This is a genomic window from Stenotrophomonas sp. TWI1149 (assembly GCF_039673155.1).
Classification (GTDB): Bacteria; Pseudomonadota; Gammaproteobacteria; order Xanthomonadales; family Xanthomonadaceae; genus Stenotrophomonas; species Stenotrophomonas maltophilia_AA.
Window position 1 is genome coordinate 18,626 of record NZ_JBDJLB010000013.1, and the last position, 26,652, is coordinate 45,277.

Below are 26,652 nucleotides of genomic sequence, written 5' to 3' on the forward strand. Positions count from 1 at the left end.
CCGGCCAGGGAGCTCGCATGGAGTGTTGGCCTGAACAGTCGTTTGATCCATGACCTTGAAGAGGACGTCAACGTGACCAGTAAGCAGAACCTTCGCATCAATGTGCTGGCAGCCGCCGTGCTGTCGTTGTCCGCAGGCGCCAGCGCCTATGCCGCGGGCCTGCCGGCCAAGGAGCCGGTGCGCCAGCCGGCGGCCGCCCAAGGCGCAGAGCGCATCATCGTCAAGTACCGCACGGGGACCGCGGCGGCCACGGATCGTTCGGCCAAGCTGACGGCCGTGCAGTCGGCGGTCGCCCGCGCCAGCGTCGGTGGTTCCGCCGCCGGGCGTGCCAGTGCGGTGAACCCGCAGATCGTGCGCAAACTCGGCGTCGGTGCCGACCTGATCCGCCTGCAGGGCCGCCTGAGCCCGGCCGAACTGCAGAAGGTGCTGGCCGAAATCAAGGCCGATCCCTCCGTGCAGTACGCCGAAGTGGACGTGAAGCTGCAGCGCACCGACGTGCGCCCGCGCAATGCCACACCGCAGCTGGTGCCGAACGATCCGTACTACGCGCAGTACCAGTGGCATCTCAACAGCGCCACCGGCGGCATCAATGCGCCGGCTGCGTGGGACGTCGCCCAGGGCGAGGGCGTGGTGGTGGCGGTGCTCGACACCGGCATCCTGCCGCAGCATCCGGATTTCTCCGGCAACCTGCTGGCGGGTTACGACTTCATCAGCGACGCGGAAACCTCCCGCCGCGCCACCGATGACCGCGTCCCGGGTGCGCTGGATTACGGCGACTGGGTCGAGAATGACAACGAGTGCTACGCCGGCTCGCTGGCCGAGGACAGCTCCTGGCACGGTACCCACGTGGCCGGCACGATCGCCGAGTCCACCAACAACGGCGTGGGCATGGCCGGTGTCGCGTACAAGGCGCGTGTGTTGCCGGTGCGCGTGCTCGGCAAGTGCGGCGGCTACCTGTCCGACATCGCCGACGCGATCACCTGGGCCTCCGGTGGCACCGTCGCCGGCGTGCCGGCCAATGCCAATCCGGCCGAGGTCATCAACATGAGCCTGGGTGGCGGCGGCGCGTGCGATGCGCTGTACCAGGATGCGATCAACGGTGCCGTCTCGCGGGGCACGACCGTGGTGGTCGCGGCCGGCAACTCGGCCTCCAACGCGGCCAACTTCCGTCCGGCCAGCTGCGCCAACGTGGTGGCGGTCGGTGCGGCCCGGATCACCGGTGGCATCGCCTACTACTCCAACTTCGGCACGGTGGTGGACCTGTCCGGCCCGGGCGGCGGCGGCAGCGTGGACGGCAATCCGGGCGGTTATGTGTGGCAGGCGGGCTATGACGGCGCGACCACGCCGACCTCCGGTGCCTACAGCTACATGGGCATGGCCGGCACCTCGATGGCGTCTCCGCACGTGGCGGCGGTAGCAGCCCTGGTGCAGGGCGCGGTCACCGCGGCCGGCAAGGATCCGCTCAGCCCGGCCGCGCTGGAAACGCTGCTCAAGCAGACCGCGCGCGCCTTCCCGGTGACCATCCCGACCGCCACGCCGATCGGCTCCGGCATCGTCGATGCCAAGGCCGCGCTCGACAAGGCGCTGGAAGAAGAGTGCACCGAGAACTGCGGCCCGGTCGCCACGCCGCTGACCAACAAGGTTGCCGTCGGAGGCCTGAGCGGCGCAGGTGGCAGCGAAGCGCTGTACAGCTTCGAGGCACAGGCCGGCAAGGTGCTGAGCCTGCTCACCTACGGTGGCAGTGGCAACGTGTCGGTGTACGTGAGCCAGGGCAAGGAGCCGACCGCCACCGCGTTCGACGCCAAGTCCACGCGCCCGGGCAACAGTGAAACGGTGCGCTTCACCGCGCCGGTGGCCGGCACGTACTACATCAAGGTGGTCGGCGAGTCCGCGTTCAGCGGCGTGAGCATTCTGGCCAACCAGTAATACCGCAGCACCCCGAACGGGAGTCCGTCATGTGACGGGCTCCCGTTTTTGCATCTGGACGGTGCGCAATACCGCGTAGGATCGCGGTGAACTGCTAAAGTCGCAGCGGTTGCCAGGAGAATGTTCTTGAACGCGGTTGCCCAGGATTCCACTGCAGCATCCCCGGCCGAATCCCGCATCGTTGCGGTATTGCTGGAGAAAGGTCGGCTCAAGGACGGCGACCTGGCCCGTGCGCGCCCGCTGCACCGTGAATCCGGCGGCAGCCTGCTGGGCTTGCTGGTCCGGCTGGGGCTGGTCTCCGAGCGCGACCATGCACAGACCAGCGCCGAGGTGCTCGGCCTGCCCCTGCTCGACGCCAGGACCGTGCCGGAATCGCCGCCCGAAGCCCTGCTCGATGGGCTGCCGCTGACGCTGCGGTTCCTCAAACAATTCCATGTCTGTCCGCTGGCGCTGCACGACGACGCGATCGATCTGTGGGTGTCCGATCCGCAGGACCCGTATGCAGCCGATGCGGTCCAGCTGGCGATCGGGCTGCCGGTGCGCCTGCACGTCGGCCTGCGTTCGGAGATCGATGACCTGATCGAGCGCTGGTTCGGCCAGGGCCGCAGTGCGATGGGCGCGATCATCGAGACCGCCGACGGCGAGGGCGCCGCGGTCGACGACATCGAACACCTGCGCGACCTGGCCTCCGAAGCGCCGGTGATCCGCCTGGTCAATCTCGTCATCCAGCGCGCGGTGGAACTGCGCGCCTCGGATATCCACATCGAGCCGTTCGAGAATCGCCTGAAAGTGCGTTACCGCGTGGACGGCGTGCTGATCGAGGGCGAAAGCCCGCCGGTCAACCTGACCGCCGCGGTGATCAGCCGCATCAAGATCATGGCGCGGCTGAACATCGCCGAGCGCCGCCTGCCGCAGGACGGCCGCATCATGCTGCGCGTGCAGGGCAAGGAGCTCGACCTGCGCGTGAGCAGCGTGCCGACCGCGCACGGCGAAAGCGTGGTGATGCGCCTGCTCGACCGCGATACGGTGGTGTTCGATTTCCATCGCCTGGGGTTCACCGACGCCTTCCTGCCGCAGTTCCGCAAAGTGCTCGAACAACCGCACGGGATCCTGCTGGTCACCGGCCCGACCGGCTCGGGCAAGACCACCACGCTGTACACCGCGCTGAGCCAGCTCAATACCGCCGACGTCAAGATCATCACCGTCGAAGACCCGGTCGAGTACCAGATCGAAGGCATCAACCAGATCCAGGCCAAGCCGCAGATCGGGCTGGATTTCGCCAATGCGCTGCGCAGCATCGTGCGCCAGGATCCGGACATCATCATGATCGGCGAAATGCGCGATCTGGAAACCGCGCGCATCGCGATCCAGTCCGCGCTGACCGGCCATCTGGTGCTCTCCACGCTGCACACCAACAACGCGGCCGGCGGCATCACCCGCCTGCTCGACATGGGCGTGGAGGATTACCTGCTCACGTCCACCATCAACGGCATCCTGGCCCAGCGCCTGGTGCGCCGGCTGGAGCCGCAGCACGCGCAGCGCTATGCCGCCTCGCCGGAGGAGATCGAGAAGTTCGGCCTGCGCCGGCTGCAGCCGGACGGCGAGATCTTCCTGTACCGCGCGCAGCCCTCGGCGATCGCGCCGACCGGCTATCTCGGCCGGACCACCATCGTCGAATTCCTGGTGATGAACGATGCGCTGCGCAGTGCGGTGATGCGTCGCGCCGGGATGGGCGAGATCGAGCAGATCGCCCGCGCCGCCGGCATGCGCACGATGTACGAAGATGGCCTGTCCAAGGCGCTGCAGGGCCACACCACGCTGGAAGAAGTGCTGCGCGTGACGGAGGAATCGTGATGCGCGTGCGCGACCGAAAGCGGGAGCACGGCTGAGCATGGCCCAGTACCGCTACAAGGCGCTCAACGCCCATGGCGAACTGTTCGATGGCCAGATGGAGGCGGCCAGCGAAGCCGAGGTGGCCGCGCGCCTGCAGGACCAGGGCCACATGCCGATGGAAGCACGGCTGGCCAGCGAGGGCGTGGCCGGTGCCTCATCCTGGGCGGCGCTGCTGCGCCGGAAGCCGTTCGGCGGCGGCGGGCTGGTGCAGTTCACCCAGCAGCTGGCCACCCTGCTCGGTGCGGGGCAGCCGCTGGACCGCGCGCTGAGCATCCTGCTGGAGCTGCCCGAAGACGAGCGTACACGCCGGGTGGTCACCGACATCCGCGACATCGTGCGCGGCGGTGCGCCGCTGTCGACCGCGCTGGAACGCCAGCACGGGGTGTTCTCGCGGCTTTACATCAACATGGTGCGCGCCGGTGAAGCCGGGGGCAGCCTGCACGACACGCTGCAGCGGCTGTCGGATTACCTGGAGCGCAGTGCCGAGCTGAAAGGCCGCGTCATCAATGCGCTGATCTACCCGGCGATCCTGCTGGCGGTGGTCGGCGGCGCGCTGTTGTTCCTGCTCGGCTACGTGGTGCCGCAGTTCGCGCTGATGTACGAGAGCCTGGACGTCGCCCTGCCGTGGTTCACCCAGTGGGTCCTCACCGCCGGCCTGGTCGTGCGCGAAGGCTGGATCATCATGATCGTGGTGCCCGCGGTGATCGCGCTGGTGGTGGAGCGCCGCCTGCGGCAACCGGCCGCGCGCCTGGCCGTGGATGGCTGGCTGCTGCAGCGCAAAGGCATCGGCCCGCTGCTGGCCAAGCTGGAGACCGCGCGCCTGGCCCGCACCCTGGGCACGTTGCTGCGCAACGGCGTGCCGCTGCTGTCCGGCCTGGGGATCGCGCGCAACGTGCTGGGCAACCGCGCGCTGGCCGCCGATGTCGACACCGCCAGCGACGAGGTCAAGAACGGCAACGGCCTGTCGGCGTCGTTGTCGCGCGGCAAGCGTTTTCCGCGCCTGGCGCTGCAGATGATCCAGGTCGGCGAGGAATCCGGTGCGCTGGATACGATGCTGCTCAAGACCGCCGATACGTTCGAGCAGGAAAGCGCGCGCGCGATCGACCGTCTGCTGTCGGCACTGGTGCCGGTGATCACCCTGGTGCTGGCCTCGGTGGTCGGCCTGGTGATCGTGGCCGTGCTGGTACCGCTGTACGACCTGACCAATGCCATCGGCTGACCGGCCGCTGGAGAATACCCCCGTGATTCGATGCAAGGAGCCTGCCATATGCAACGTCGTCGCCTGACCCGCTTCACTTCCGCGCGCCACCAGTCCGGCATGAGCCTGCTGGAAATCATCATCGTGATCGTGCTGATCGGTGCGGTTCTGACCCTGGTCGGCAGCCGCGTGCTCGGCGGTGCCGATCGTGGCAAGGCCAACATCGCCAAGGCGCAGGTGCAGACCATGGCCGGCAAGATCGACAACTACCAGCTGGATACCGGCAAGCTGCCGGCCAAGCTGGATGATCTGGTCACCCAGCCGGGCGGCAGCGCCGGCTGGCTCGGCCCGTATGCCAAGCCGGCCGACCTCAATGATCCGTGGGGTCACGCGCTGGAATACCGCGTGCCGGGCGAGGGCCAGCCCTACGATCTGATCAGCCTGGGCAAGGACGGCAAGGTGGGTGGCAGCAGTTACGACGCGGACATCCGGTACGAGTAACCGGCCTTGGGAGCACCGTGGCCCGTGTCGAGCAGACCGCCGCATCGCGTGCCCACGGGCAGCCATGCACGCGGTCTGTCGCTGCTGGAGATGCTGCTGGTGGTCGCCCTGATCGCGATCATCGGCGTGGTCACCGCCACCGCGATGAACGGTGGCATCGAGGGCCTGCGCCTGCGCAATGCGGGCAAGGAGATCGCCACCCAGCTGCGCTACACACGCACCCAGGCGATCGCCACCGGGCAGACCCAGCGCTTCGTGATCGATCCGCGCGCGCGCAGCTGGCAGGCCGCGAACGGTCGCCATGGGCAGATTCCCGCCGCGCTGGACGTGCAGTTCCGCGGCGCGGGCCAGCTCAGCACCGCGCCGGGGCAGGGCAGCATCGCCTTCTTCGCCGACGGTGCCGCCAGTGGCGGCAGCATCGCGCTGAGCACGCGCGGTGCGGTGTGGGACATCCAGGTGGGGTGGATCACCGGCGAAGTCCGTGCGGGCCCGCGTCGGGAGGGCCGATGAAGAAGCACCAGCGCGGCTACTCGCTGCTCGAGGTGATCATCGCGTTCGCCCTGCTGGCGTTGGCGCTGACCCTGCTGCTGGGCAGCCTGTCCGGCGCGGCGCGCCAGGTCGGGCAGGCCGAGGTGCGCAGTCGCGCCACGTTGTACGCGCAGTCGTTGCTGGCCAGCACGGGCGTGGAGGCGCCGCTGCAGGAGGGCAGCACGCAGGGCGAGTGGGAGCAGGGCAAGTACCGTTGGCGGCTGCAGGTCGAGCCGTATGCGGAGCCGCGCACGACCACCGCGCCGGTGACGACCGACGTCGGCGGCCCCACCCTGGCCCAGATCACCCTGCAGGTGCGCTGGGGCGAAGGCAACGGCGAGCAGCTGCAGTGGCGCAGCCTGCGCCTGCTGTCCCCCGTACCGGGCACACCGCGATGACGCTGCGCGCGCGCCGTGTCCGCGGTTTCACCCTGATCGAAATCCTGCTGGCCACCGCGCTGCTGGTGGGCGGCCTGGCACTGGCCTTCGCCACCGTGCGCTCGGCGATGATGATCAGCCAGCGCGGCGAGCGCATGGCCGCGCAGAACGAGCGCATGCGCGCGGTCGAAGGCTTCCTGCGCCGCCGCCTGTCGACCGCGTTGGTGATCGCGACGTCGCCGCCGGATCCCACCCGCGACCCGGTGTATTTCCTGGGCGAGCCGCAGCGGATGTTGTTCGTCTCCGATCTGCCCGGGTATCTCGGGCGGGGTGGGCCGTATGCGCATGAACTGCAGGTCCGGCGCGCCGGCGCGCAGCAGCAGCTGGAGGTCGGGTTGACCCTGCTGCAGAACGGCGAAGCGATCGAAGAAGCTCCGCCGCGCCCGCCGGAGATGTTGGCCGATCAGCTGCGCGAGGTGCGCTTCCGCTATCGCGGCACGGATCCGCGCACCGGCCAGCTCACCGAGTGGCTGGACCGCTGGGAGGACACCCGGCGCCTGCCCTTGCTGGTCTCGATCGAGATCGTGCCGCTGCAGGGCCCGGCGTGGCCGCCGATGATCGCCGCATTGCCGCCACCACGGACGGATCGCCCATGAGGCCGGCGCGCGGTGCGGCGCTGGTGCTGGTGCTGTGGTTGATCGCCCTGCTCACGGCGGTGATCGGCGCATTCGCGCTGAGCGCGCGCGTGGAGCACATGCAGCAGCGGGTGATCGGCGATGACGCCATCGGCCAGGAATATGCGCGTGCCGGGCTGGAATACGCCCTGCATCGCCTGCAGCCGCGCGCCAGCCAGCCGGCGTGGGTGGCCGATGGCCGCCGCTACCGGTGGACCTTCGATGCGCGCCGGATCGATCTGGCGATCCTCGATGAGAACGGCAAAGTGAACCTGAATCTGGCCGATGCCAGCCTCCTCAGCGCCTTCCTGCGCGCGATGGGTGAAGCGCAGGACCGGGCGCAGCGGTTGGCCGGCGCCATCGTCGACTGGCGCGATGCCGACAGCCTCAAGCAGCCTGGCGGGGGCGCGGAGACGCCGGACTACGTCGCGGCCGGCCTGCCCTATGGCGCGCGCAATGCGCGCTTTGAGACCGTGGGGGAGCTGCAGCGCGTGCTCGGCATGGATGCGGACCTGTATGCGCGGATCGAACCGATGCTGACCCTGTACAGCCGCCAGGCACGGCCGGACCCGCGGTTCGCGTCCGGGCCGGTGTTGACCGCGCTGGGGCTGGATGCAGAACGCCTGCTGGCCGAACGCGAGCGCGCCGCAGCCGCGGATGACGCCGGATTGCCGGTCGCACCGCTTGCAGGTGGCAGCGGCACCTATAGTATCGAGAGTCGCGCCACGGACGAACGCGGCCGGATATCGGTACTGCGCGCCGTGGTGAGGATGGGGTCGGCAGGCACGCCGGGAACGGCATACACAGTACTTCGCTGGGAACAGGGAATGGCAGCAAGATGACGGCATGGCGTGACAGTCTGGTGCGGGCCCGGGGGCGCGTGTCGCCTGGCGTGGGCAGCAGCCTGCGCTGGTGGCGACAATCATTGCTGGCCTGGCTGCCGGTGCGCTGGCAATGGGCGATGGGCTGGTCGCGCTCGCGCCTGCTGCTGCAGCGCGATGGTGACGTCCTGCGCCTGCAGCGCCAGACCGGCGAACAGATCGAGGCGATCGCCGACCTGCCGTGGCCGGTCTCGCCCGGCGCGGTCGACGGCGTTCTGGATGCGCGCCTGCGCGGCCTGCCGCGGCATTGGCTGCTGCCCGCCGACACGGTGCTGCGCCGCCCACTGCGCTTGCCGGCGGCGGCCGCCGAGCGGCTGCGCGACGTGGTTGGTTTCGAGATTGATCGGCAGACGCCATTCGATGCCAGCCAGGTCAGCTATGACGTACGCGAGCTGGGGGCGTTGCCGGATGGCCAGCTGCAGGTGGAGCTGGTGGTGATCCCGCGCCCGCAGCTGGAACAGTGGGCACAGCAGGCCGGGCCCTGGGCACAGGCGGTGGCCGGCGTGGATGCGGTTGACGCCGAGGGGCGTCCGCTGGACATCAATCTGCTGCCGGTCGCGCAGCGGCAACCATATAGGGACCCGATGGCGCGCTGGAACGCGATCCTGGCGATCAGCGCGATCGTACTGATCGCGCTGGCCGGTCATCAGCTGCTGGAGAATCGCCAGGCGGCGGCGGAAGCGCTGCGCGCGCAGGTCGATGACGCCGCACGCGATGCACGCCGGGTTGCCGCCGAGCGCCAGCAGGTGCAGAGCCTGGTTGAAGGCGCTGCGTTCCTGGAGGGCAAGCGCGCCGAACATGCCAGCACGGTGGAGATCTGGAATGAACTCACCCGCCTGCTGCCGGACGGCACCTATCTGGAAAAAATGTCGATCGAAGGCACGACGCTGCAGCTGATCGGGCTCAGCCGCGAAGCCTCGCAGCTGGTGCCGCTGCTGCAGGATTCGCCGCTGTGGCGCAAGGTCAACCTGACCGGCGTGCTGCAGGCCGATGGCGCGACCAGCGGCCGCGACCGGTTCACGCTGACGGCCGAGCTGCAGCCGCTGCCCGGCGCCACGCCACCTGCGAAGGAGGTTGCCGATGGCAGCACAACCGACGCGCCGTGATCGCTGGTTGGCGCTGGGTCTGCTGCTGGCGGTGATCGCCGTGGCCTACCTGCTGCTGGTGCATCCGTGGTTGACCCGCCCGCTGCTGGCGATCAACGCCGATATCGCCGCCGTGCAGGAGCGCCAGCAGCGCGTGGACACGCAGTTGGCGCAGCGTGGGCAGATCGCCACCCAGCTGCGTGAGGTGCAGGCGGCGCTCGAAGGCCGCCCCGGCTTCCTGCGCGAGGCCACCGCTGAATCCGCCGCGGCCGCGCTCTCCAGCCGGCTGCAGGATGCCGTGGCCTCGGCCAGCCCGGGCAACCGCAGCTGCACCATCAGCAACCGCACGCCGCTGCCGGATGCCAGCCGTGAGCCGGCGTTCCCGCGCGTGGCGCTGCAGGTGCGCCTGCGCTGTGGCGTGCCGGAAATGGCGGCGGTGCTGCATACGCTGGAGACGGGCACGCCGCGCCTGTTCGTGGACAACCTCAATCTGCTCGCGCAGCGCTTCCAGCAATCCCCCAGCGAAACCGGCACCGGCCTGGATGTGTCGTTCGAACTGGTCGGGTATCTGCGCCCGGGCGCCGCGCTGGAGCCCGGTGCAGCACCACCACCGTCGCCGTTGCCGGCCGGGCCGGACGCCGGCCCGGGCGCGGTACCGCCCGCCGATGTGGCGGAACCCCCGCCGGGTGATGCGGCCGACCCAGCGCCTGCACCGGCCGCTGCCGCTGCCGAGGAGGTCGAGCATGAAGCTTGAAGCAGCCGGCCTGCGCACCTGGTGGCTGGGTGGCATCGCGCTGTGGGCGCTGGCGATCTGGGGGGCGACGTTGTTCGGGCTGGGCAGCCGCATCGCTCCGGCCACCGATGGCGATGCCGGGGCCGCGCCGTTGCCGCGACTCGCGCCCGCTGCGCCCGAGCGCATGGCCTCGGCCAGTACCTATGCACAGATCGGCGCGCGCCCCTTGTTCGCCGAAGACCGTCAGCCGCGCCCGTACCTGCTCGGTGGCACCGAGCAGGGCACGGCCAGCAGCGTATCGCTGACCGGCGTGCTGCTGACGCCCGGCTTCGGCATGGCGATCCTGACCACCGACCAGCGCCAGTCGCTGCGGTTGCGCTTGAACGGTGAAGCGGTCAACGGCTGGCAGCTGCTGGCGCTGGAACCGCGGCGCGCCACCGTCAGCGGCCCCGGCGGCACGCAGACGCTGGAGCTGCCGGTGTTCAACGGGCAGGGCGGCGAACCACCGACCGTGCTGGGCGCCACGCCACTCACCTCGGTACCGCCGGCCGGCGCCGGTGCACGCCCGATCAACGGCGTGGCGGCACCGATGCCGCCGCCTCCGCCGGCTGCCGTGCCTGCCTCGCAGGCCACCGCCGCACCGTCGAATGCAGCAGCCCCCGCGCCGAATCCGCAGGGACCCAGCGAAGAGCAGATGAAGGCGATCCGCGAGCGCATCCAGGCGCGCCGCCAGCAACTGCAGCAGCAACAGCAACAGCAACAGCAGTCGCAGCAACCGCCCGCGGGCGGCTCCGGCCACAACCCTTAGAGTGACAGCATGACCCTGCGCCTTTTCCCCGTGTCTTTCCTCGTCGCCCTGTTGGTGGGCTGCACCACCGTGCCCGCGCCCGAGGTTCGCCGCGATGCGGTGCTCGACAGTCACCAGGTGGTTGCCGGCGACGGCTCCCACGCGGGCATCGAGGCCGAACCGCTGGGCAACCATGGCGCCCCGCAGGCGGTGATCCGCCGCGGCACCGGCACCATGATCAACCGCAGCGCCGCGGCCGCACCGCAACCTTCGCTGGGCAATGCCTCCACCGGCAACGCCACGTTCAACTTCGAAGGCGAATCGGTGCATGCGGTGGTCAAGGCGATCCTCGGCGACTTCCTCGGCCAGAACTACGTGATCGCGCCGGGCGTGCAGGGCACCGTGACCCTCGCCACGCCCAAGCCGGTGTCCTCCGCACAGGCGTTGAACCTGCTGGAAATGGTGCTGGGCTGGAACAACGCGCGCATGGTATACAGCGCGGGCCGCTACAACATCGTGGCCGCCGACCAGGCGTTGGCCGGGACGGTCTCGCCGAGCACCGCCTCGCCGGCCAATGCGCGCGGCTTCGAAGTGCGCGTGGTGCCGCTGCAGTACATCTCCGCGACCGAGATGAAGAAAGTGCTGGAGCCGTATGCGCGCCCGAACGCGATCGTCAACGTCGACAACGGCCGCAACGTGATCACTCTGGGCGGCACCCGCAGCGAGCTGGAGAACTACCTGCGTACGGTGGAAATCTTCGACGTGGACTGGCTCTCGGGCATGTCCGTTGGCGTGTTCCCGATCCAGTCGGGCAAGGCCGAGCAGGTCGCCGCCGATCTGGAAAAAGTGTTTGGCGAAGAGAGCAAGACGCCCAGCGCCGGCATGTTCCGTTTCCTGCCGCTGGAGAACGCCAACGCCGTGCTGGTGATCACTCCGCAGGCGCGTTACCTCGACCAGATCCAGCAGTGGCTGGACCGCATCGATACCGCCGGCGGCAATGCGCGGCTGTTCTCCTACGAGCTGCGCTACGTCAAGGCCAAGGACCTGGCCGAGCGCCTGGCCGAGGCCTTCGCCAACGAGAACGGCCGTGGCGGTCGTGGCAGCAGTTCGCTGGCGCCCGGCGCGTCGCCGATGGACATCGGCAGCCGCGATGGCAACAGCAACAACAGTACTTTCTCCAACACCGGCAGCAGCAACGGCAGCAACCGCGGCGGACTGGGCGAAGGCACCATGAGCCTGCCGCAGCGCCAGTCCGGCAATGCCAGCTTCAGCCTGGAAGTGCAGGGCGATACCGTCGGTGTGTCCGCAGTGGAGGAAACCAACACCTTGCTGGTGCGCTCCACCCCGCAGGCCTGGCGCTCGATCCGCGAGGTCATCGAAAAGCTCGACGTGATGCCGATGCAGGTCCACATCGAAGCGCAGGTGGCCGAAGTCGCGCTGACCGGCGACCTGAGCTACGGCGTGAACTGGTTCTTCGAGCAGGCCGTCGCCACCGGCAAGACCGAGAGCGGCATCGACCTGCCCAGCGCATTGGGCCGTTCGATCTGGGGCAGCATCTCCGGCACGGTCGGCACCGACGGCGTGGGCTGGACCTTCCTCGGCAAGAACGCGGCCGCCGTGGTCAGCGCGCTGGACAAGGTCAGCAACCTGCGCCTGCTGCAGACCCCGTCGCTGTTCGTGCGCAACAACGCCGAAGCCACCCTCAACGTCGGCACGCAGATCCCGATCAACTCGGTGTCGGTCAACACCGGCGTGGGCGGCGACAACACCTACAGCCAGGTCCAGTACCTGGATACCGGCGTGATCCTCAAGGTGCGCCCGCGCATCACCCGCGATGGCGTGGTGTTCCTGGACATCGTGCAGGAGGTCAGTTCGGCCGGCGCGATCCCGGCCGGGTGCGACCCGACCCGCACCACCTGCAATCCGCCGATCAATACCCGCAAGATCTCCACGGAGGCCGCGGTGCAGAGCGGCGACACCATCATGCTGGCCGGCCTGATCACCAACTCCGACGACGACGGCGCCAGGGGTGTCCCGGGCCTGAGCAGGATCCCGGTCATCGGCGCGCTGTTCGGCAGCAAGACGAAGAAGTCCGAGCGCTCCGAGGTGATTGTGCTGCTGACCCCGACCATCGTGCGCAACGCGCAGGAGTCGCGGAACCTGACCGACGAATACAGCAGCCGCTTCCGCGCGATGGAGCCGTTCCCCGAGCCCAAGGCCAAGCGCTGAGCGTCGCCCGGCCCCCGCTGTCACCGCGGGGGCCGATCTTGTTACGCTGGCCGCGCCCAAGGGAGGCTGCGATGACACAGCGACACGGCGAGGACGGCGGCACCCGGAGGTCGGCATGAGTACGGTCATCCTGCTGCCGATCGGGGTCGATGATGCCGCGCTGGACCGCTGCCTGGCCGCACTCGATGCCGGCACTGCGCCCGCCACCGCGATCTGGCTGGCCGACGATGGCCAGGCCGGGCCACGCGCGCAGGCGGTGATCGAACACTGGCTCGCACAGACGCCGCTGCAGGCCGAGTACACCCGCCGCGCCCGCGCGATCGGTGAAGTGGCCCACCTGGATGAGATGCTGGCCGCGTGCACCGGCGCCGATGTCGTGGTGCTCGCCCCGGATGCGATCCCGGCACCGGGCTGGCTGCAGCAACTGCAGGCCTGCCTGGCCCGCGATCCCTCGATCGGCTCCGCCACGCCGTGGTGCAACGCCGGTGAGACGGCGGCGTGGCCGCGGCTGGGCGAGATCAATCCTCTTCCGGACGACCTGGATCTGGCCCCGCTGGCGCAGGCCTGCGCGGCGATGCCGCCGCTGCATCCCGAGCTGCCGTCCGCGGTGACCCACGCGGTGCTGTTGCGCGGCAATGCGCGGCGCAAGGCGGGCGGCCTGGACATGCACAGCTATGCCTCGTGGAATGCCGCCCTGATCGACCTCAGCCTGCGCATGGCCGGGCTTGGCTGGCGCAATGCGCTGTGCGAGACCGCGTTCGTCGCCCGGGTCGCCGAAGGCGTGACCGGCGAGGGCGACATGGAGGCGCTGGCAACGCGCTGGCCGGCCTGGCCGCCGCGGCTGGCCGGCTTTCTGATGGCCGATCCACTGCAGCAGGCGCGCCACGACCTGCAGCAGCATCACCGGCAGGCGATAATGCCGAGGGCGCAGGGCGATCTGTTCGCGCCGCCCGCCATTGCCGCCCCGGAGTCGCCTGTTTGAGCCCTGCCATCGCCGCCATCATCGTCAGCTACCAGAGCGCCAGCACCTTGGACGCCTGCCTGCTGCGCCTGCGCGAGGCGCGCGACATCGCCGAGATCCGCGTGGTCGACAACGACTCCACCGACGGCACCTTGGACATCGTGCAGCGGCATGCCAGCGCGGATGCGCGGGTGCGCTTCATCGCCAACCCGGACAACCCCGGCTTCGCCGCGGCCAACAACCAGGGCGTGGCCGACAGCCAGGCGCCGTGGTTGGCCTTCATCAACCCGGACCTGATGGTCGGCCCCGAAACCCTCGCCCTGCTGCGCGAACGCGCGCTGCCGCTGGGTGACTGCGTGCTCGGTGTCGAGCAGGTCGACGAGGACGGTCGCCCGGACGATGCGGTGCGCCGTCGCGACCCGGATTTCGCCGCGATGCTGCGCAACCCCGGGCAGGGCGGGAAACTCGCCATCCCGGTCGACCGCAGCCAGCCGCTGCAGACCGTGCCGGCCCTGTCCGGCGCATTGCTGCTGATGCCGCGCGCGCTGTTCGACCGGATCGGGGGATGGGATGCCGGCTATCGCCTGCATGCCGAGGACCTGGACCTGTGCCGTCGCGCGCGCGAGGCCGGGGCAGTGATCGCCATCGCCAACGACCTGCAGGTCACCCATGTGCGTGGTGTCTCCAGCCGCTCGCGGCCGTTCTTCGTGGAGTGGCACAAGCACCGCGGCCTGTGGCGGTACTTCCGCCGGTTCGAGGCGCCGCAGCGTCCCTGGCCGGTGCGCTGCGCGGTGTGGGGCGCGATCTGGGCGCATGCCCTGGTGCAGGTGCCGCGCCTGCTGCGTCGCCGGTAGATGTCCGCGCACTCACGCCGACACCCGGGCGATGTGCCGTGAACGCATTCCGCGCTGAGGGCACCGGCCGTTGGTCGTACACAGTGGCAGGCGCATACTCTTCAGCATGATCATCCAGTCCCTGCTCGACACCGACCTGTACAAATTCACCATGATGCAGGCGGTGCTGCATCAGTATCCCGGCGCGCAGGTGCAGTACCGGTTCAAGTGCCGGACCCCGGGCATCGACCTGGCGCAGTTCATCGACCAGATCAACGCCGAGATCGACCACCTGTGCAGCCTGCGCTTCAGCGCCGAAGAGCTGGACTACGTGCGCGGCCTGCGCTTCGTCAAACCGGACTTCGCCGATTTCCTCGGCCTGTTCCACTTGGACCGCAAGTACATCGCGCTGCGCCCGTCCGCCACCGTCCCCGGTGAGATCGACCTGGACATCACCGGCCCGTGGCTGCACACCATCCTGTTCGAAGTCCCGCTGCTGGCGATCATCAACGAGGTCTGGTTCCGCAATACCACCGACTCCGATTTCAGCGAAGGCGAGCGCCGCCTGCAGGCCAAGACCGCGCTGCTGCGCGATACCCCTGGTTTCGAGCTGTGCCGGATCGCCGATTACGGCAGCCGCCGCCGCTACTCGCGCGCGTGGCATGCGCGCATGCTGCCGATGCTGCGCGACGCGCTCGGTGCGCAGTTCGTCGGCACCAGCAACGTGCATTTCGCCCGCCTGTACGGCATGACGCCGCACGGCACCATGGCCCACGAATATCTGCAGGCGTTCCAGGCGCTGGGCCCGCGGCTGCGCGATTCGCAGGTCGCCGCGCTGGAATCGTGGGCGCGCGAGTACCGGGGCGACCTGGGCATCGCGCTGTCCGACGTGGTCGGACTGGAGGCCTTCCTGCGCGATTTCGACATGTATTTCTGCAAGCTGTTCGATGGTGTCCGCCACGACTCCGGCGACCCCTTCACCTGGGGCGACCGCATGCTGGCGCATTTCCACAGCCGCCGCGTCGATCCGCGCAGCAAGGTGCTGGTCTTCAGCGATGGCTTGAACATCGAAAAAGTGATGCAGCTGTTCGACTACTTCCGCGGCCGTTGCCAGGTGGCGTTCGGGGTGGGCACGCACCTGACCAACGACCTGGGGCCGACCCCGCTCAACATCGTGATCAAGATGGTCCGCTGCAACGGCCAGCCGGTCGCCAAACTGAGCGATTCGCCGGGCAAGAGCATGTGCGACGATCCGGGCTATCTGGCTTACCTGCGCCAGGTGTTCGAGCTTTCACCCGAGTGAGACGCCTTAAAAAGCGACAATGGGACGTCATCCGCGTCACTAAGTGACCTTGAGCGTCACTTTTTCGAGAAAATGTGATCTTCATCACGTTGCACTGGCTAGCTCCGGCAACTTGGCCTACGATTTGCGTGATGGAAGTCACATTCGTTGGTCATCACATGGAGCTGTCTAGTGAAGGTGCTATCTGTTTTCGGAACGCGTCCTGAAGCTATCAAGATGGGGCCGCTGGTGCGCGCACTGCACGCCGCGCCGGGAATCGAGTCCATCGTCTGCATCACCGGCCAGCACCGGGCGATGCTCGACCAGGTCATGTCCCTGTTCGAGATCCACCCGGATCACGACCTGGATGTGATGGTCGCCGACCAGACGCTCAACGGCCTGTGTTCCCGGCTGTTCGCCAAGCTCGACGCGTTGTACGAAGCGGTAGCGCCGGATCGCGTGCTGGTGCACGGCGATACCAGTACGGCGATGACCGCCGCGTTGGCCGCCTTCCATCGCCGCATTCCGGTGGCGCATGTGGAAGCCGGGTTGCGGACCGGTGACCTGCAGCAGCCCTGGCCGGAAGAAATGAACCGCCGCGTCATCGACGTGGTCGCCGACCATCTGTTCGCGCCGACCGACAGCTCACGCTACAACCTGGAACAGGAAAACCTGGCCGGGCGCATCAGTGTCACGGGCAACACCGTCATCGATGCACTCAAGCAGACGGTCCAGCGGATCGACGAGGATGCAGCGCTGCGCGCATCGATCGATGCGCAGTTCCCGTTCCTGCAGCCCCAGCGCAAGCTGCTGCTGGTCACCGGCCATCGCCGCGAGAACTTCGGTGGCGGTTTCGAGAACATCTGCCGCGCGCTTGCCGAACTGGCACGGCGCGAAGACCTGCAGATCGTCTACCCGGTGCATCTCAATCCGAACGTGCAGGGGCCGGTCCATGCGCATCTGGGCGGCCTGGACAACGTGCATCTCATCGCGCCACAGGATTACCTCAATTTCGTCCGCCTGATGCAGCGCGCGCACGTGGTGCTGACCGATTCCGGTGGCGTGCAGGAAGAAGCCCCCGCGCTGGGCCGCCCGGTGCTGGTGATGCGCGATGTCACCGAGCGTCCCGAAGCGGTGCAGGCGGGCGTCGTACGCCTGGTCGGCACCGATCCCGACCGCATCGTTGCCGCCGTGCACGCGGCCTGCGACCGGCCGGCTGTGGCCGCCCACTTCATCCCCGATGCCAGCCCCTACGGCGATGGACGTGCCTCGGCACGCATCGTCGCCGCGCTGCGCGGTGAGCCGTTCGATGAGTTCGTGGCCGCCCACGTCTCTGCCGTTTCCCACTCCTCCCTTTCAGAAGTGACGCCATGATCCAGACCAACCGTAGTACCGATCGTTTCCGCAAGGTATTACCGCTGGCCCTGGTGATGGCCCTTCCACTCAGTCCTGTCCACGCTGCCGACACCCCGGCCGGTCAGTTCACGGAGTGGGCCGCCGATGCCACGGTGACCCGCAGCATGACGCTGCGTGAGTTGGGTTTCCGTCAGCCGCTGACCCTCAGTGGCCAGGAAAGCCAGCGTGAGATCTATCTGCCGGTACCGGCGGGCGTGCCGACCCGCGACGCGCAGCTGCAGCTCGATGGGCGCTACGTGCGCGGCCATACCGGCCGCAGCTCGGGGTTGTGGTCGGTCGATGGCGACCCGGTCGCCGCGCGCTCGATCACCGATGCGCAGGGCGATGCCAGCCAGCTGCTCGGCATCGACGGCCTGCCGCGCGACAACGGTTTCGTCCGCGTGGGCGTGGGCTGGTGGTCGGTGGTATCGGATTACCGATGCGCCGATCAGAGTGCCCCGGCCAACGTATTGCGGTTGTCGCCGGAGTCGCGCTTCAGCTACAGCTTCGATGGTCGCGCGGTGAACACCGTGGCCAAGGCCTGGGGGGCTCTGCCCACGCGGGTACGCCTGCTGGTCGATGGCAAGGCGCTGCAGGCGCCGGCCTATGACGCGGCGTGGCGGGTGGGTGCGGCGCTGCGCAACGGCGGCAAACAGGTCGACGTGGTGGCGCTGCCGGTGGTGGGTGGCACGGTCGATCTGACCGGGATCAGCATTCCGGCCAGCCTGCAGGCCGTTCCGGCCTACGCGGCGCTGGCCGCCGGCGGCAGCCAGCATCGCATCGCTTCGCTGGCCGAAGTCGGCGCCCTGCTGTCGCTGCGCGACAGTGGTCCGCTGGCCGTCGACGTGGCCATCAGCACCGATCCGCTGCGTGCCGCCGTACGGGCCGCGCTGGATGCGCTGGCGGTCGAGGTGGGGGCCAGTGGCGGCGATGCCGCCGCGGCGTTCACCGCGTGGCGCGGCAGCGACATGGTCGCGCTGGAGAAGGGCGCCGGCGGCGCATCGGTCAGCGTTGCGGCGGTGGCCGGGCGCCCGACCCTGGTGGTCGCCGCCGAGGCCGGGGCGAAGGTTGCCGGGCTGCTCACCGAGCAGTGGCGCGCGTATGCACTGGGCCGCACCCTGCAGGTGGCCCAGGCCACCCCGCCGGCGGTGGGCGAGAACGCGGTGCTGCTCAGCCGCCTCGGCAACATGTCCGGTACGCTGGACATCGTGACCCGCGGCGACCGCACCGCCAGCTTCGAGCTGGGCGCATTGTCGGCCGATGGCCGCCTGCCCGACCAGGTCGTGGTCGATGTGTCGGCCGCACCCAACGCGGCCGGGCAGGGCGCGGTGGCCAGCATCTATTTCAACGATTACCTGCTGGGCGCCAGGGTGCTCGCCGCCGACGGCAAGCCGCAGCGGCTGGTCGCCAAGGTTCCGGCCTATGCATTGGCGGCCCGCAACGAAGTGCGCGTGAGTTTCCTGCGCCAGCCGGCGCGTCCGTATTGCCACGATCCGGCCACCGCGTTCCCGGTGTCGATCCTGCCCAGCAGCCACCTCACGCTGGCCAAGCGCACCCTTGATATGGACTTTGTCGGCGCGGCCAGCCAGCTGGCGCATGCCAACGAAGTGTTCGTGCCGGCCACCTGGCTGCAGGACGCCCCGGCGTCGTTGGCCAAGGTCATCGCCATCGCCAGCGCGGTTGGCGTGTCGGCGCAGGCGGCCGAACTGAAGGTGGTCGAGGCCGGCACCGCGATCACCCCGGGTCACCCGTACCTGGCCTTCGCGCTGGCCCCGTCCGGCGTCGACCCGGCCGCGCTCAAGGACGGTCGACTGGTGGTCGGCGGCGGCAAGCAGCCGTTGCTCGATCTGGCCGGACTGGACCGCGCCGCTGCAGTGCAGGTGGTGGATGCCGGCGGCCACACCGGCGTGATCTACAACGACCTGGGCGCGCAGGGGCCGCTGCTGGACCAGCCGTTCCGCCTGCTGCGCGGTGATCTGGCCGTGCTGGATGGCAGCGGTGTGGTCACCGACTTCGACAGCAAGGATCCGTATGGCGCGCGCGTGGCCGATGCCGGCAACCCGCAGCCGTGGTGGCAGCAGCACATGGTGTGGTTGCTGGTGCTCGTCGGGTTGGTCGTGTTCGCGCTGCTGGCCGCCCGCGTCACCCAAATCCGCCGCCGCCGCAAGTCCGGCAACACGGGGCACTGACCGCCGTGGACGGTCTGTCCTGGAACATCCAGCTGGCCAACTACTACGCCACCCTGGAAACGGTGGCGGCGGCAGTGGCCGTGCTGATCCTGATCTCCAGCCTCGATGACCTGTTCATCGATGTCTGGTACTGGGTCCGCGAAAGCTGGCGCACCCTGACCGTCAAGAAGCGTCGCGAGTATCGTCCGCTGACCCAGCAGGACCTGCTGCAACGCCCCGAACAGCCGTTGGCGATCATGGTGCCGGCCTGGGCCGAGTACGACGTGATCGCACAGATGGTGGAGAACATGATCGATGTGCTCGACTACCGCGAGTACATCGTCTTCGTCGGCACCTATCCCAACGATGCCGAGACCATCGCCGAAGTGGAACGCATGCGCCGGCGTTACAAGCGCCTGCGCCGGGTGGAGGTGCCGCATGCCGGCCCGACCAGCAAGGCCGATTGCCTCAACTGGCTGATCCTGTCGATCTTCGATTATGAAAAGCGGCACGACATCGAGTTCGCCGGGGTGATCCTGCATGACAGCGAGGACGTGCTGCATCCGATGGAGCTGCGCTTCTTCAACTACCTGCTGCCGCGCAAGGACATGATCCAGCTGCCGGTGACCTCGCTGGACCGCGAGTGGTACGAGCTGATCGCCGGCGTGTACATGGACGAGTTCGCCGAATGGCATGCCAAGGATCTGGTGGTGCGCGAGAGCGTGTCGGGCATGGTGCCCTCGGCCGGCGTCGGCACCTGTTTTTCGCGCAAGGCGCTGCTGGCCTTGAGCGCGGCCACCAACAACCAGCCGTTCAACACCGACAGCCTTACCGAGGACTACGACGTGGGCGCGCGCCTGGCGGCGATGGGCATGCATTCGATCTTCGCCCGGTTCCCGGTGCAGTTCCGCGTGCGCCGACCCTCGTGGTTCGGCTGGGGACCGGTGCGTGAAAGCACCCAGTCGATGGCGCTGTGCGTGCGCGAGTATTTCCCCGACAACTTCCGCGCCTCCTACCGGCAGAAGGCGCGCTGGGTGCTCGGCATCGGCCTGCAGAGCTGGGAAACGCTGGGCTGGCGCGGCTCGCTGGCGACCAAGTACCTGCTGGCGCGCGACCGCAAGGGCATCGTCACCTCGTTCGTCAGCATCATCGCCTACATCATCTTCCTGCAGCTGCTGCTGTTCTGGCTGCTCAAGGTGACCGGGGTGTGGACCACCCAGTTCCCGACCATCTTCCAGGCCGGTACCTGGCAGATGAACATCGCCCTGATCACCACCGCCGCCCTGGCCAGCCGCGTGGTGCAGCGCTTCTACTTCGTCAACAAGCTGTACGGGTGGGAACACGCGTTGATGTCGATCCCGCGCATGGTGGTCGGCAACATGATCAACTTCATGGCCACCGCGCGCGCGTGGCGCATGTTCCTGCTCTACCTGCTGTTCGGCAAGCGCATGGTGTGGGACAAGACCATGCACGATTTCCCCAGTGCCTCGCAGCTGGTGCAGACCCGCAAGCGGCTGGGCGAACTGCTGACCACCTGGCAGGCGGTCGAGCCGGAGCGCCTGGAACAGGCACTGCAACAACAGCAGGGCGGGCGCCAGCAGCCGCTGGGCCGCATCCTGGTCTCGCAGGGCTGGCTGGACGATGAAACGCTGGCCGAAGCCATCGCCTTCCAGGGCGACCTGGCGCGTGCCGTCATCGACGTGGACTACCTGCAGGCCGGGCAGTTCCCGCTTTCGGTGGAAGCGTGCGTGCAGTGGCGCCTGTTGCCGCTGCCGGGCAGCACGGCCGATACCCTGTCGATCGCGGTGGCCAACCCGCTCAGCGAGGCCGAGCAGGCGCAGCTGCTGCACGACGTGCACGCGACTGCCGTGGAGCAGTCGATCGCGCGCGAGAGCGAGATCAATGCCGGCCTGCGTCTGATCAGCGGTGAAACCTACCGCATCGACGCGGTGCCGTTGCTGGGCGATCTGCTGGTGGAAATGCGCCTGATCGCCCGGGACCAGTTCGAACGCGTGCTGGACGAGTACAAGCCGCAGCGCGATGGGCGCATCGGCGACTACCTGGTCAAGCACGGCGTGGCCACCGAAGCGGCGATCGCCGAGGCGGTGCGCGAGCAGCATCGCCGTTCCGGCCAACCTCAATACAGCGCCGACGGAGAGCTGAAGGTATGAGAACCACCCTGCTTTCCAGCGTGATCGCGCTGGGCCTGATCGGCCTGGGCAGCGCCACTGCCTTCGCGCAGGAACCGCTTCCGCTGTCGGGGAACGCGTACCGCATCGCCGAGCAGGCATTCGGTGCGTACGACCGCGGCGATTTCCAGCAGGCCTACCGCACGGCCAGCGAAGCAGTGCGCCTGCGCCCGGACGTGGCGCGGCTGCGGCTGCTGCAGATCTATGCGGCGCAGAAGCTGGGCCGTGCCGACGAAGTACGTGCGCTGGCACGGCGCGCGATCGCCGATGGCATCGCCGATCCGGCCCTGCCGGGGCTGGCCGCCGCCGCGCCGCGTGGCGGCACCGCTACCGGCACCGGCGTGCGTGGGGCTGCCGCGGCCCGCCCGACCGCGGCCGAGCTGGCCTACCAGCGCGCGTTCCCGTTGGCGGCACAGGCCTACGAGGCGTTCAACAGCGACCGGATGGAAGAAGCCGCCAGCAAGGCCGAGCAGGCGTTCCGCCAGCAGCCGCAGCAGGGCGCCTGGGCGATCCTGTGGGTGGCCTCTTTGGAGGCGGGCGGAAAGCTCGATGAGGCGCAGCAGGCCGCCGCCACGGCATTGACGCTGGGCGCACCGAACCGCACCGATATTCTCGCCGCGCAGCTGCGCATCCAGCGCGAGCAGGCCGTGGTGCCTGCGCAGGAAGGCTACCAGGCGCTGATCGCCCTGCGTCCGCAGGATGCAGTGGCGCCCGCCCGCCGGGCCGTGGCACTGGCCCCGGAGTCGGGCAGCCATCGCCTGCTGCTGATGACCGCGCTGCTGCTCAGCGACCAGCTGCCCGAGGCGGTCGATGCCGCCTCCGACGCGATCGCGCAGGACGCCGACGACACCAATGCCCTGGTGATGCGCGGTTACCTGCAGCAGCGGCTGGGACGCAGTGCGCAGGCCAATGCGGATTTCGACCGCGTGCTTGCCCAGGATTGGCTGGATGGCCAGCAGCAGCGCAACGTGCGGCTGCTGGCGGTGGATGCGGCCCTGGCCGCGGGCGACCGCGACCGTGCCGAGCAGCTGCTGGCACCGCTGAAGGCCGATCCGCTGACGGATGAAGATGCCGATACCCGCCGCGCGATCGCCGATGCGGTGGCCCTGCGCACCCGCGCGCTGCGCTCGGCGCGGCCGGGCCTGGCGCTCACCGAGGCGACCTATCCGGCACCGATCCAGCAATGCCGTGAAACGCCCTATGGCACGCAATGCGAGCTGACCCCGACCGACCTGCAGGGCGAGGGTGGCGCCGCCCAGCGTGCCTACGCGGCCTTTGGCCGGCAGGACTACCAGCAGGCCATCGAAGAGGCGCGCAAGGCCGTGCAGGCCGCGCAGGACAGCGCGCCGCTGCAGGCCTTGCTGACCACCTCGCTCGCCGCGGGCGACCGCAGCCAGCAGGCCGAAGCACGCCAGCGCCTGGATACCGCACTGGCCACCACGCCGGAGGATGCCGGCCTGCTGATGCAACGTGGCTATCTCAACCAGCGCGCCGGTGATCCACGCCATGCACTGGGCGATTTCCAGGCGGCGGAGGCGACCGGCAAGGCACCGCCGACGGTGGTGCTGGACCAAGCCTACGCCAACGCTGCACTGGGCCAACACACCGAGGCGGTGACCCTGCTGCGCGGTGCGATCGACAGTGCCGACGCAGGCACGTTGCCGCTGGACACCGCGCAGCGCTACAACACGCGCAGTTCCATCGCCAACTACTCGCGCGAGTGGGGCATGACCTTGTCGGCCGGCTACCGGGGCGCGCGCCAGGCGGCGACCAACCTGGGCGGTGCGGCGATCAGCACCCCCGGCGATTCGGTGTTCGGCACGCTCGAAGCGTTCTGGCGACCCGAGAAAACCAACAACCGCCATGGCACGCTGGAGCTGTATGCGCGCCTGGCCAACACCCTGTACGACGAAGGCGGCACCTTTGAATCGCTGCAGGCGATCGACCCGTGCACCGGCATCCCCAGCGAGGATGCACGCGCGCGCGCCGAGCGACTCAGCCGCTCGCGTTCGATCGCCGGCTGGCCGTCCACCATCGGCTCGTTCGGGGCGCGCTACACCTTCGGCCAGACCGGACTGAGCGCCGGCCTCGAGCGCCGGCAGTTCCTTGGCACGGCGACCCGCAACGGCGGCGTCTATCCGGATTCTGCGGCCATCCAGTGCCGCATCCAGGTGGAGTCGAGCCAGCCGCTGCAGATGACCACCGCGGCCCGCTACCGGCTGAAGGACAACGCCGGCGGCTGGATGTCCTACCTGACCTACGGCTTCTACCACGGCACCGGCGTTCGTACCGACGTCAACCAGTGGTGGACGCTCAGCGGTTACGCCCAGGCCGGCTTCACCTGGGATGACAACCGTGCGCAGTTCAGCGTCGATCAGATCGACAGCAACGGCGACACGGTCGCGCGGCTGACGGACTCCGAGGGGCGCCTGCGTCGCCAGCAGTGGTTCGGTGCGGCCGAACTGCGCGCAGGACGCAGCTATCGCTTCGGCGCCGACCAGACCCGCTGGGTACTCAGCCCGTATCTGGTGATCGGCGCGGACTGGATCGACCAGCGCTCGAAGGTGCGGGGCATCGCGTATCCGCTGATCGGCGCGCAGTCCTTCGACCTCTCCGACACCGATCGCAGCTGGTCGCTGGGTGCGGGTCCCGGCGTGGGCGTGCGCTACTGGTTCCGCGAGGACCACTACAACGCGGCGCGGTCCTACCTGGACCTGGCCGTGCAGTACCGGTTCGCCCTCGGCGGCGGCGATACGCAGCGCGCCAAGGGGCTGTTCGCCACCGCTACCCTGTACTACTGACATGGAAAAGGCATGATCGACATGGACAAGCATTCCCCGCTCGAACCCACCTCGCCACGCCGTCGCCTGCGTGCGCGCCTGCCGCTGCTGGCAGTCTTGTGCGCGTTGGCCGGTGCAGGTGCCGCGCAGGCGCAGGCACCGGCCAAGCCCACGCCGCCGGCCGCGGCCGCCAAGGACGACTCGGCCATCGTGCTGGTCGGCAAGGACGGCTGGTTGTTTCCGGCCTGGGGCAGCCTCAGTGACGTGGACATGCAGGCGGTCGACGCCTCGACCCGCCTGATCGCCGAGGCCAAGGCCCGCCTTGCCGCACGCGGCATCCGCCTGGAACTGTTGTTGCTGCCGGACAAGGTGCTGTTCTACGAAGATCGCCTGCCCGAGGGCAAGGTGGTGAGCGCCTCGGTTGAAAAGCGCTACGACACGCTGCTGGGTTCGCTGCAGAAGGCCGGCGTCGAGGCGCTGGATGCGCGCAAGGTACTGGCCGGCGTCCACGCCGCGGGCAGCGACGTGTTCTATCGCAGCGACCAGCACTGGACCCAGGCTGCCGCCGATGCCACCGCCGATGCGCTGGCGGCACGGATCAAGCAGGCCGTCCCGAACCTCGCGGGTGAACCGGGCTCGGGCACCCCGCTGGGCAAGGAAACCCGTGAACGCCGCTATGGCGACCTGGCTGAACTGTTCCTGCCGCCGGAACAGCGTGCCGCGGTCGGCCGCGAGACCTTCACCGTCCGCCGCGTCGCGGAATCGCAGGGTCTGCTCGACAGCGGCAAGGCCCCGGTGCACGTGACCGGGCACAGCATGGTGCAGCCCTATTTCGGTTTCCCGCAGAAGCTCTCCAATGCGCTGGACCGTCCGGTGACGGTCAACTGGAAGGCCGGCAACGTCGGGCCGTGGATCATGCTGCTGGAGTACCTGGAGTCCGATGACTTCCGCACCAATCCCCCGCAGGTGCTGGTCTGGCAGATGTTCGAACCGGTGTACGGATTCGGCCCGCAGGCCCAGGGCCAGTGGGACAACGCCTCGATCATGACGCCGCAGCAATGGACCGCGCGCTTGAACAAGGCACTGGGGCAGTAACCCGATGAGTGCACGTCCCGGCGCGCCCGCGCCCCTGCCACCGGCCGCGCCGGCCCGTGCCCATCTTCCCACCACCGTGGTGGTGATCGTGCTGCTGGTCATCGGCCTGCTCGCCGGTGGCTGGATGCTGGGCAAGGCGAACATCCCCGCCGCGTCGCTGGCCCCGGCGCGCTGGGCCGACGGCGAAGCCGGCCGCGCGATCAACGAAGCGCTCAAGCTGCCGGTACAGGCCCAGGCCGACCTCGCCACGGCGGCGCTGCGCTATCGCCTGCTGGGCGATCTCGGCCCGCAGGTCGCGCTCGGCTGCCCGGACTGGCTGTTCTACCGCGATGGCCTGCGCCCGCAGCCCGGTGCCGGCGCGCAGGTGCTGGCCCAGCGCGTACGGCTGATGCAGCACTGGTCGGCCCAGCTCAAGGCGCAGGGTGTACAGGTGCTGGTGGTGGTGGTGCCGGACAAGTCGCGGGTCGAACAGGCACACACCTGCGGGCTGCGCCATTCGGCGAGCATGCGGGCGCGGCTCGGCCAGTGGCAGCAGGCGCTGCACGCCGCGCAGGTGTCTTCGACCGACCTGCTGCCGGTGCTGCAGGGCGCCGACGCGCCGATGTTCTTCCGCACCGACGTGCACATGAACCGGCTCGGCGCGCAGCGTGCCGCCGATGCCGTGGCGGCCTCCGCGCTGCCGCTGCTGGGTGGCCCGGGCGGGCAGGCCTTCGAGGTCGGCGCACCCGGGCCGGCCAAGCCGCGGATGGGCGATCTGATCGTGCTGGCCGGGCTGGAAAAGGCGCCGCCGGCCTGGCGCCCGACGCTCGACCAGGAGCCGGAACAGGTGATTGCGCCGGTGCGCAGCGGCGGCCTGCTCGATGACACCCCGCCGGTGGAGGTGCTGCTGCTGGGCAGCTCCAACGGCCGCCGCAGCCTGTTCGCCGAACGCCTGGGCCATGCGCTCGGGCGCGAAGTGTGGAACCAGAGCCTGGATGGCGGGCAGTTTTCCGGCGCGTTGCTGGCCGCCTGGCCGCAACGCGCGCAGTGGCCACCGACGCTGAAGCTGGTGGTCTGGGAATTTTCTGAAATGGCCCTGTCCTTGCCGTTGACCGACGGTGAGCAGGCAACGCTGGCCGAGATCGACTGAGCGCTACG

Annotated in this window: 21 protein-coding genes; all 21 read left to right on the top strand. The window is 69.1% G+C overall.

Annotation, left to right across the window (positions count from 1 at the left end; all coding sequences use genetic code 11):
• Window positions 1-72: 72 nt before the first annotated feature.
• The 21 genes from ABE424_RS14955 to ABE424_RS15055 all read left to right on the top strand — a co-directional run bounded on the left by ABE424_RS14955 (window position 73) and on the right by ABE424_RS15055 (window position 26,644).
• Window positions 73-1,926, top strand: coding sequence for a S8 family peptidase (locus ABE424_RS14955; RefSeq protein WP_346491378.1), 1,854 nt, complete (start codon window positions 73-75; stop codon window positions 1,924-1,926).
• A 120-nt stretch (window positions 1,927-2,046) separates the two neighbouring features.
• Window positions 2,047-3,780 carry a type II secretion system ATPase GspE gene (gspE, locus tag ABE424_RS14960; protein ID WP_346501949.1) on the top strand — a complete coding sequence of 578 codons (1,734 nt, stop codon included), beginning with the start codon at window positions 2,047-2,049 and terminating at the stop codon, window positions 3,778-3,780.
• A gap of 37 nt (window positions 3,781-3,817) precedes the next feature.
• A complete protein-coding gene (locus ABE424_RS14965; RefSeq protein WP_346491376.1) occupies window positions 3,818-5,038 on the top strand; it encodes a type II secretion system F family protein in 1,221 nt (406 codons plus the stop codon).
• A 48-nt stretch (window positions 5,039-5,086) separates the two neighbouring features.
• Complete coding sequence (gspG, locus tag ABE424_RS14970; protein ID WP_176990440.1) at window positions 5,087-5,518, top strand: type II secretion system major pseudopilin GspG; 432 nt, start codon at window positions 5,087-5,089, stop codon at window positions 5,516-5,518.
• Between the two features lie 90 nt (window positions 5,519-5,608).
• Entirely contained in the window at window positions 5,609-6,028 is a 420-nt protein-coding gene (locus ABE424_RS14975; protein WP_319206877.1) for a GspH/FimT family pseudopilin, read from the top strand.
• Window positions 6,025-6,444 carry a prepilin-type N-terminal cleavage/methylation domain-containing protein gene (locus ABE424_RS14980; protein ID WP_346478333.1) on the top strand — a complete coding sequence of 140 codons (420 nt, stop codon included), beginning with the start codon at window positions 6,025-6,027 and terminating at the stop codon, window positions 6,442-6,444. Before ABE424_RS14975 ends, ABE424_RS14980 begins: the two co-directional genes overlap by 4 nt.
• Window positions 6,441-7,079, top strand: a complete 639-nt coding sequence (locus ABE424_RS14985) for a type II secretion system protein J (RefSeq protein WP_346478332.1) — start codon at window positions 6,441-6,443, stop codon at window positions 7,077-7,079. Before ABE424_RS14980 ends, ABE424_RS14985 begins: the two co-directional genes overlap by 4 nt.
• On the top strand, window positions 7,076-7,939 hold the full coding sequence (locus tag ABE424_RS14990) for a type II secretion system minor pseudopilin GspK (RefSeq protein ID WP_346491375.1): 864 nt from the start codon (window positions 7,076-7,078) through the stop codon (window positions 7,937-7,939). Before ABE424_RS14985 ends, ABE424_RS14990 begins: the two co-directional genes overlap by 4 nt.
• Window positions 7,936-9,084, top strand: a complete 1,149-nt coding sequence (locus ABE424_RS14995) for a PilN domain-containing protein (protein ID WP_346501951.1) — start codon at window positions 7,936-7,938, stop codon at window positions 9,082-9,084. The genes ABE424_RS14990 and ABE424_RS14995 overlap by 4 nt, the downstream gene beginning before the upstream one ends.
• A complete protein-coding gene (gspM, locus tag ABE424_RS15000) occupies window positions 9,059-9,817 on the top strand; it encodes a type II secretion system protein GspM (RefSeq protein WP_346501953.1) in 759 nt (252 codons plus the stop codon). The genes ABE424_RS14995 and gspM overlap by 26 nt, the downstream gene beginning before the upstream one ends.
• Window positions 9,807-10,604: a hypothetical protein gene (locus ABE424_RS15005; protein ID WP_346501955.1), complete on the top strand. Its 798-nt coding sequence runs from the start codon at window positions 9,807-9,809 to the stop codon at window positions 10,602-10,604. Before gspM ends, ABE424_RS15005 begins: the two co-directional genes overlap by 11 nt.
• A 9-nt stretch (window positions 10,605-10,613) precedes the next feature.
• Window positions 10,614-12,812, top strand: coding sequence for a type II secretion system secretin GspD (gene gspD / locus ABE424_RS15010; RefSeq protein WP_346501957.1), 2,199 nt, complete (start codon window positions 10,614-10,616; stop codon window positions 12,810-12,812).
• Window positions 12,813-12,927: 115 nt separating this feature from the next.
• The gene (locus tag ABE424_RS15015) at window positions 12,928-13,794 is read left to right on the top strand and encodes a glycosyltransferase (protein WP_346501959.1); all 867 of its coding nucleotides are present in this window, start codon (window positions 12,928-12,930) and stop codon (window positions 13,792-13,794) included.
• Window positions 13,791-14,627, top strand: coding sequence for a glycosyltransferase family 2 protein (locus ABE424_RS15020; protein ID WP_346501961.1), 837 nt, complete (start codon window positions 13,791-13,793; stop codon window positions 14,625-14,627). Before ABE424_RS15015 ends, ABE424_RS15020 begins: the two co-directional genes overlap by 4 nt.
• Window positions 14,628-14,733: 106 nt before the next feature.
• Complete coding sequence (gene pncB, locus ABE424_RS15025) at window positions 14,734-15,909, top strand: nicotinate phosphoribosyltransferase (protein WP_346501963.1); 1,176 nt, start codon at window positions 14,734-14,736, stop codon at window positions 15,907-15,909.
• 171 nt (window positions 15,910-16,080) lie between these two features.
• Window positions 16,081-17,262 (top strand): UDP-N-acetylglucosamine 2-epimerase (non-hydrolyzing), encoded by a 1,182-nt coding sequence (wecB, locus tag ABE424_RS15030; RefSeq protein WP_346501965.1) that lies wholly within the window; start codon window positions 16,081-16,083, stop codon window positions 17,260-17,262.
• A complete protein-coding gene (locus ABE424_RS15035; RefSeq protein WP_346501967.1) occupies window positions 17,259-19,472 on the top strand; it encodes a hypothetical protein in 2,214 nt (737 codons plus the stop codon). The genes wecB and ABE424_RS15035 overlap by 4 nt, the downstream gene beginning before the upstream one ends.
• A gap of 5 nt (window positions 19,473-19,477) precedes the next feature.
• Window positions 19,478-21,622: a glycosyl transferase family protein gene (locus ABE424_RS15040; RefSeq protein ID WP_346478321.1), complete on the top strand. Its 2,145-nt coding sequence runs from the start codon at window positions 19,478-19,480 to the stop codon at window positions 21,620-21,622.
• Entirely contained in the window at window positions 21,619-24,441 is a 2,823-nt protein-coding gene (locus tag ABE424_RS15045) for a hypothetical protein (RefSeq protein ID WP_346491373.1), read from the top strand. Before ABE424_RS15040 ends, ABE424_RS15045 begins: the two co-directional genes overlap by 4 nt.
• A 21-nt stretch (window positions 24,442-24,462) precedes the next feature.
• On the top strand, window positions 24,463-25,515 hold the full coding sequence (locus tag ABE424_RS15050) for a twin-arginine translocation pathway signal (protein ID WP_346478319.1): 1,053 nt from the start codon (window positions 24,463-24,465) through the stop codon (window positions 25,513-25,515).
• A 4-nt stretch (window positions 25,516-25,519) separates the two neighbouring features.
• Window positions 25,520-26,644 (top strand): cell division protein FtsQ, encoded by a 1,125-nt coding sequence (locus tag ABE424_RS15055; RefSeq protein WP_346491372.1) that lies wholly within the window; start codon window positions 25,520-25,522, stop codon window positions 26,642-26,644.
• Window positions 26,645-26,652: the final 8 nt, after the last annotated feature.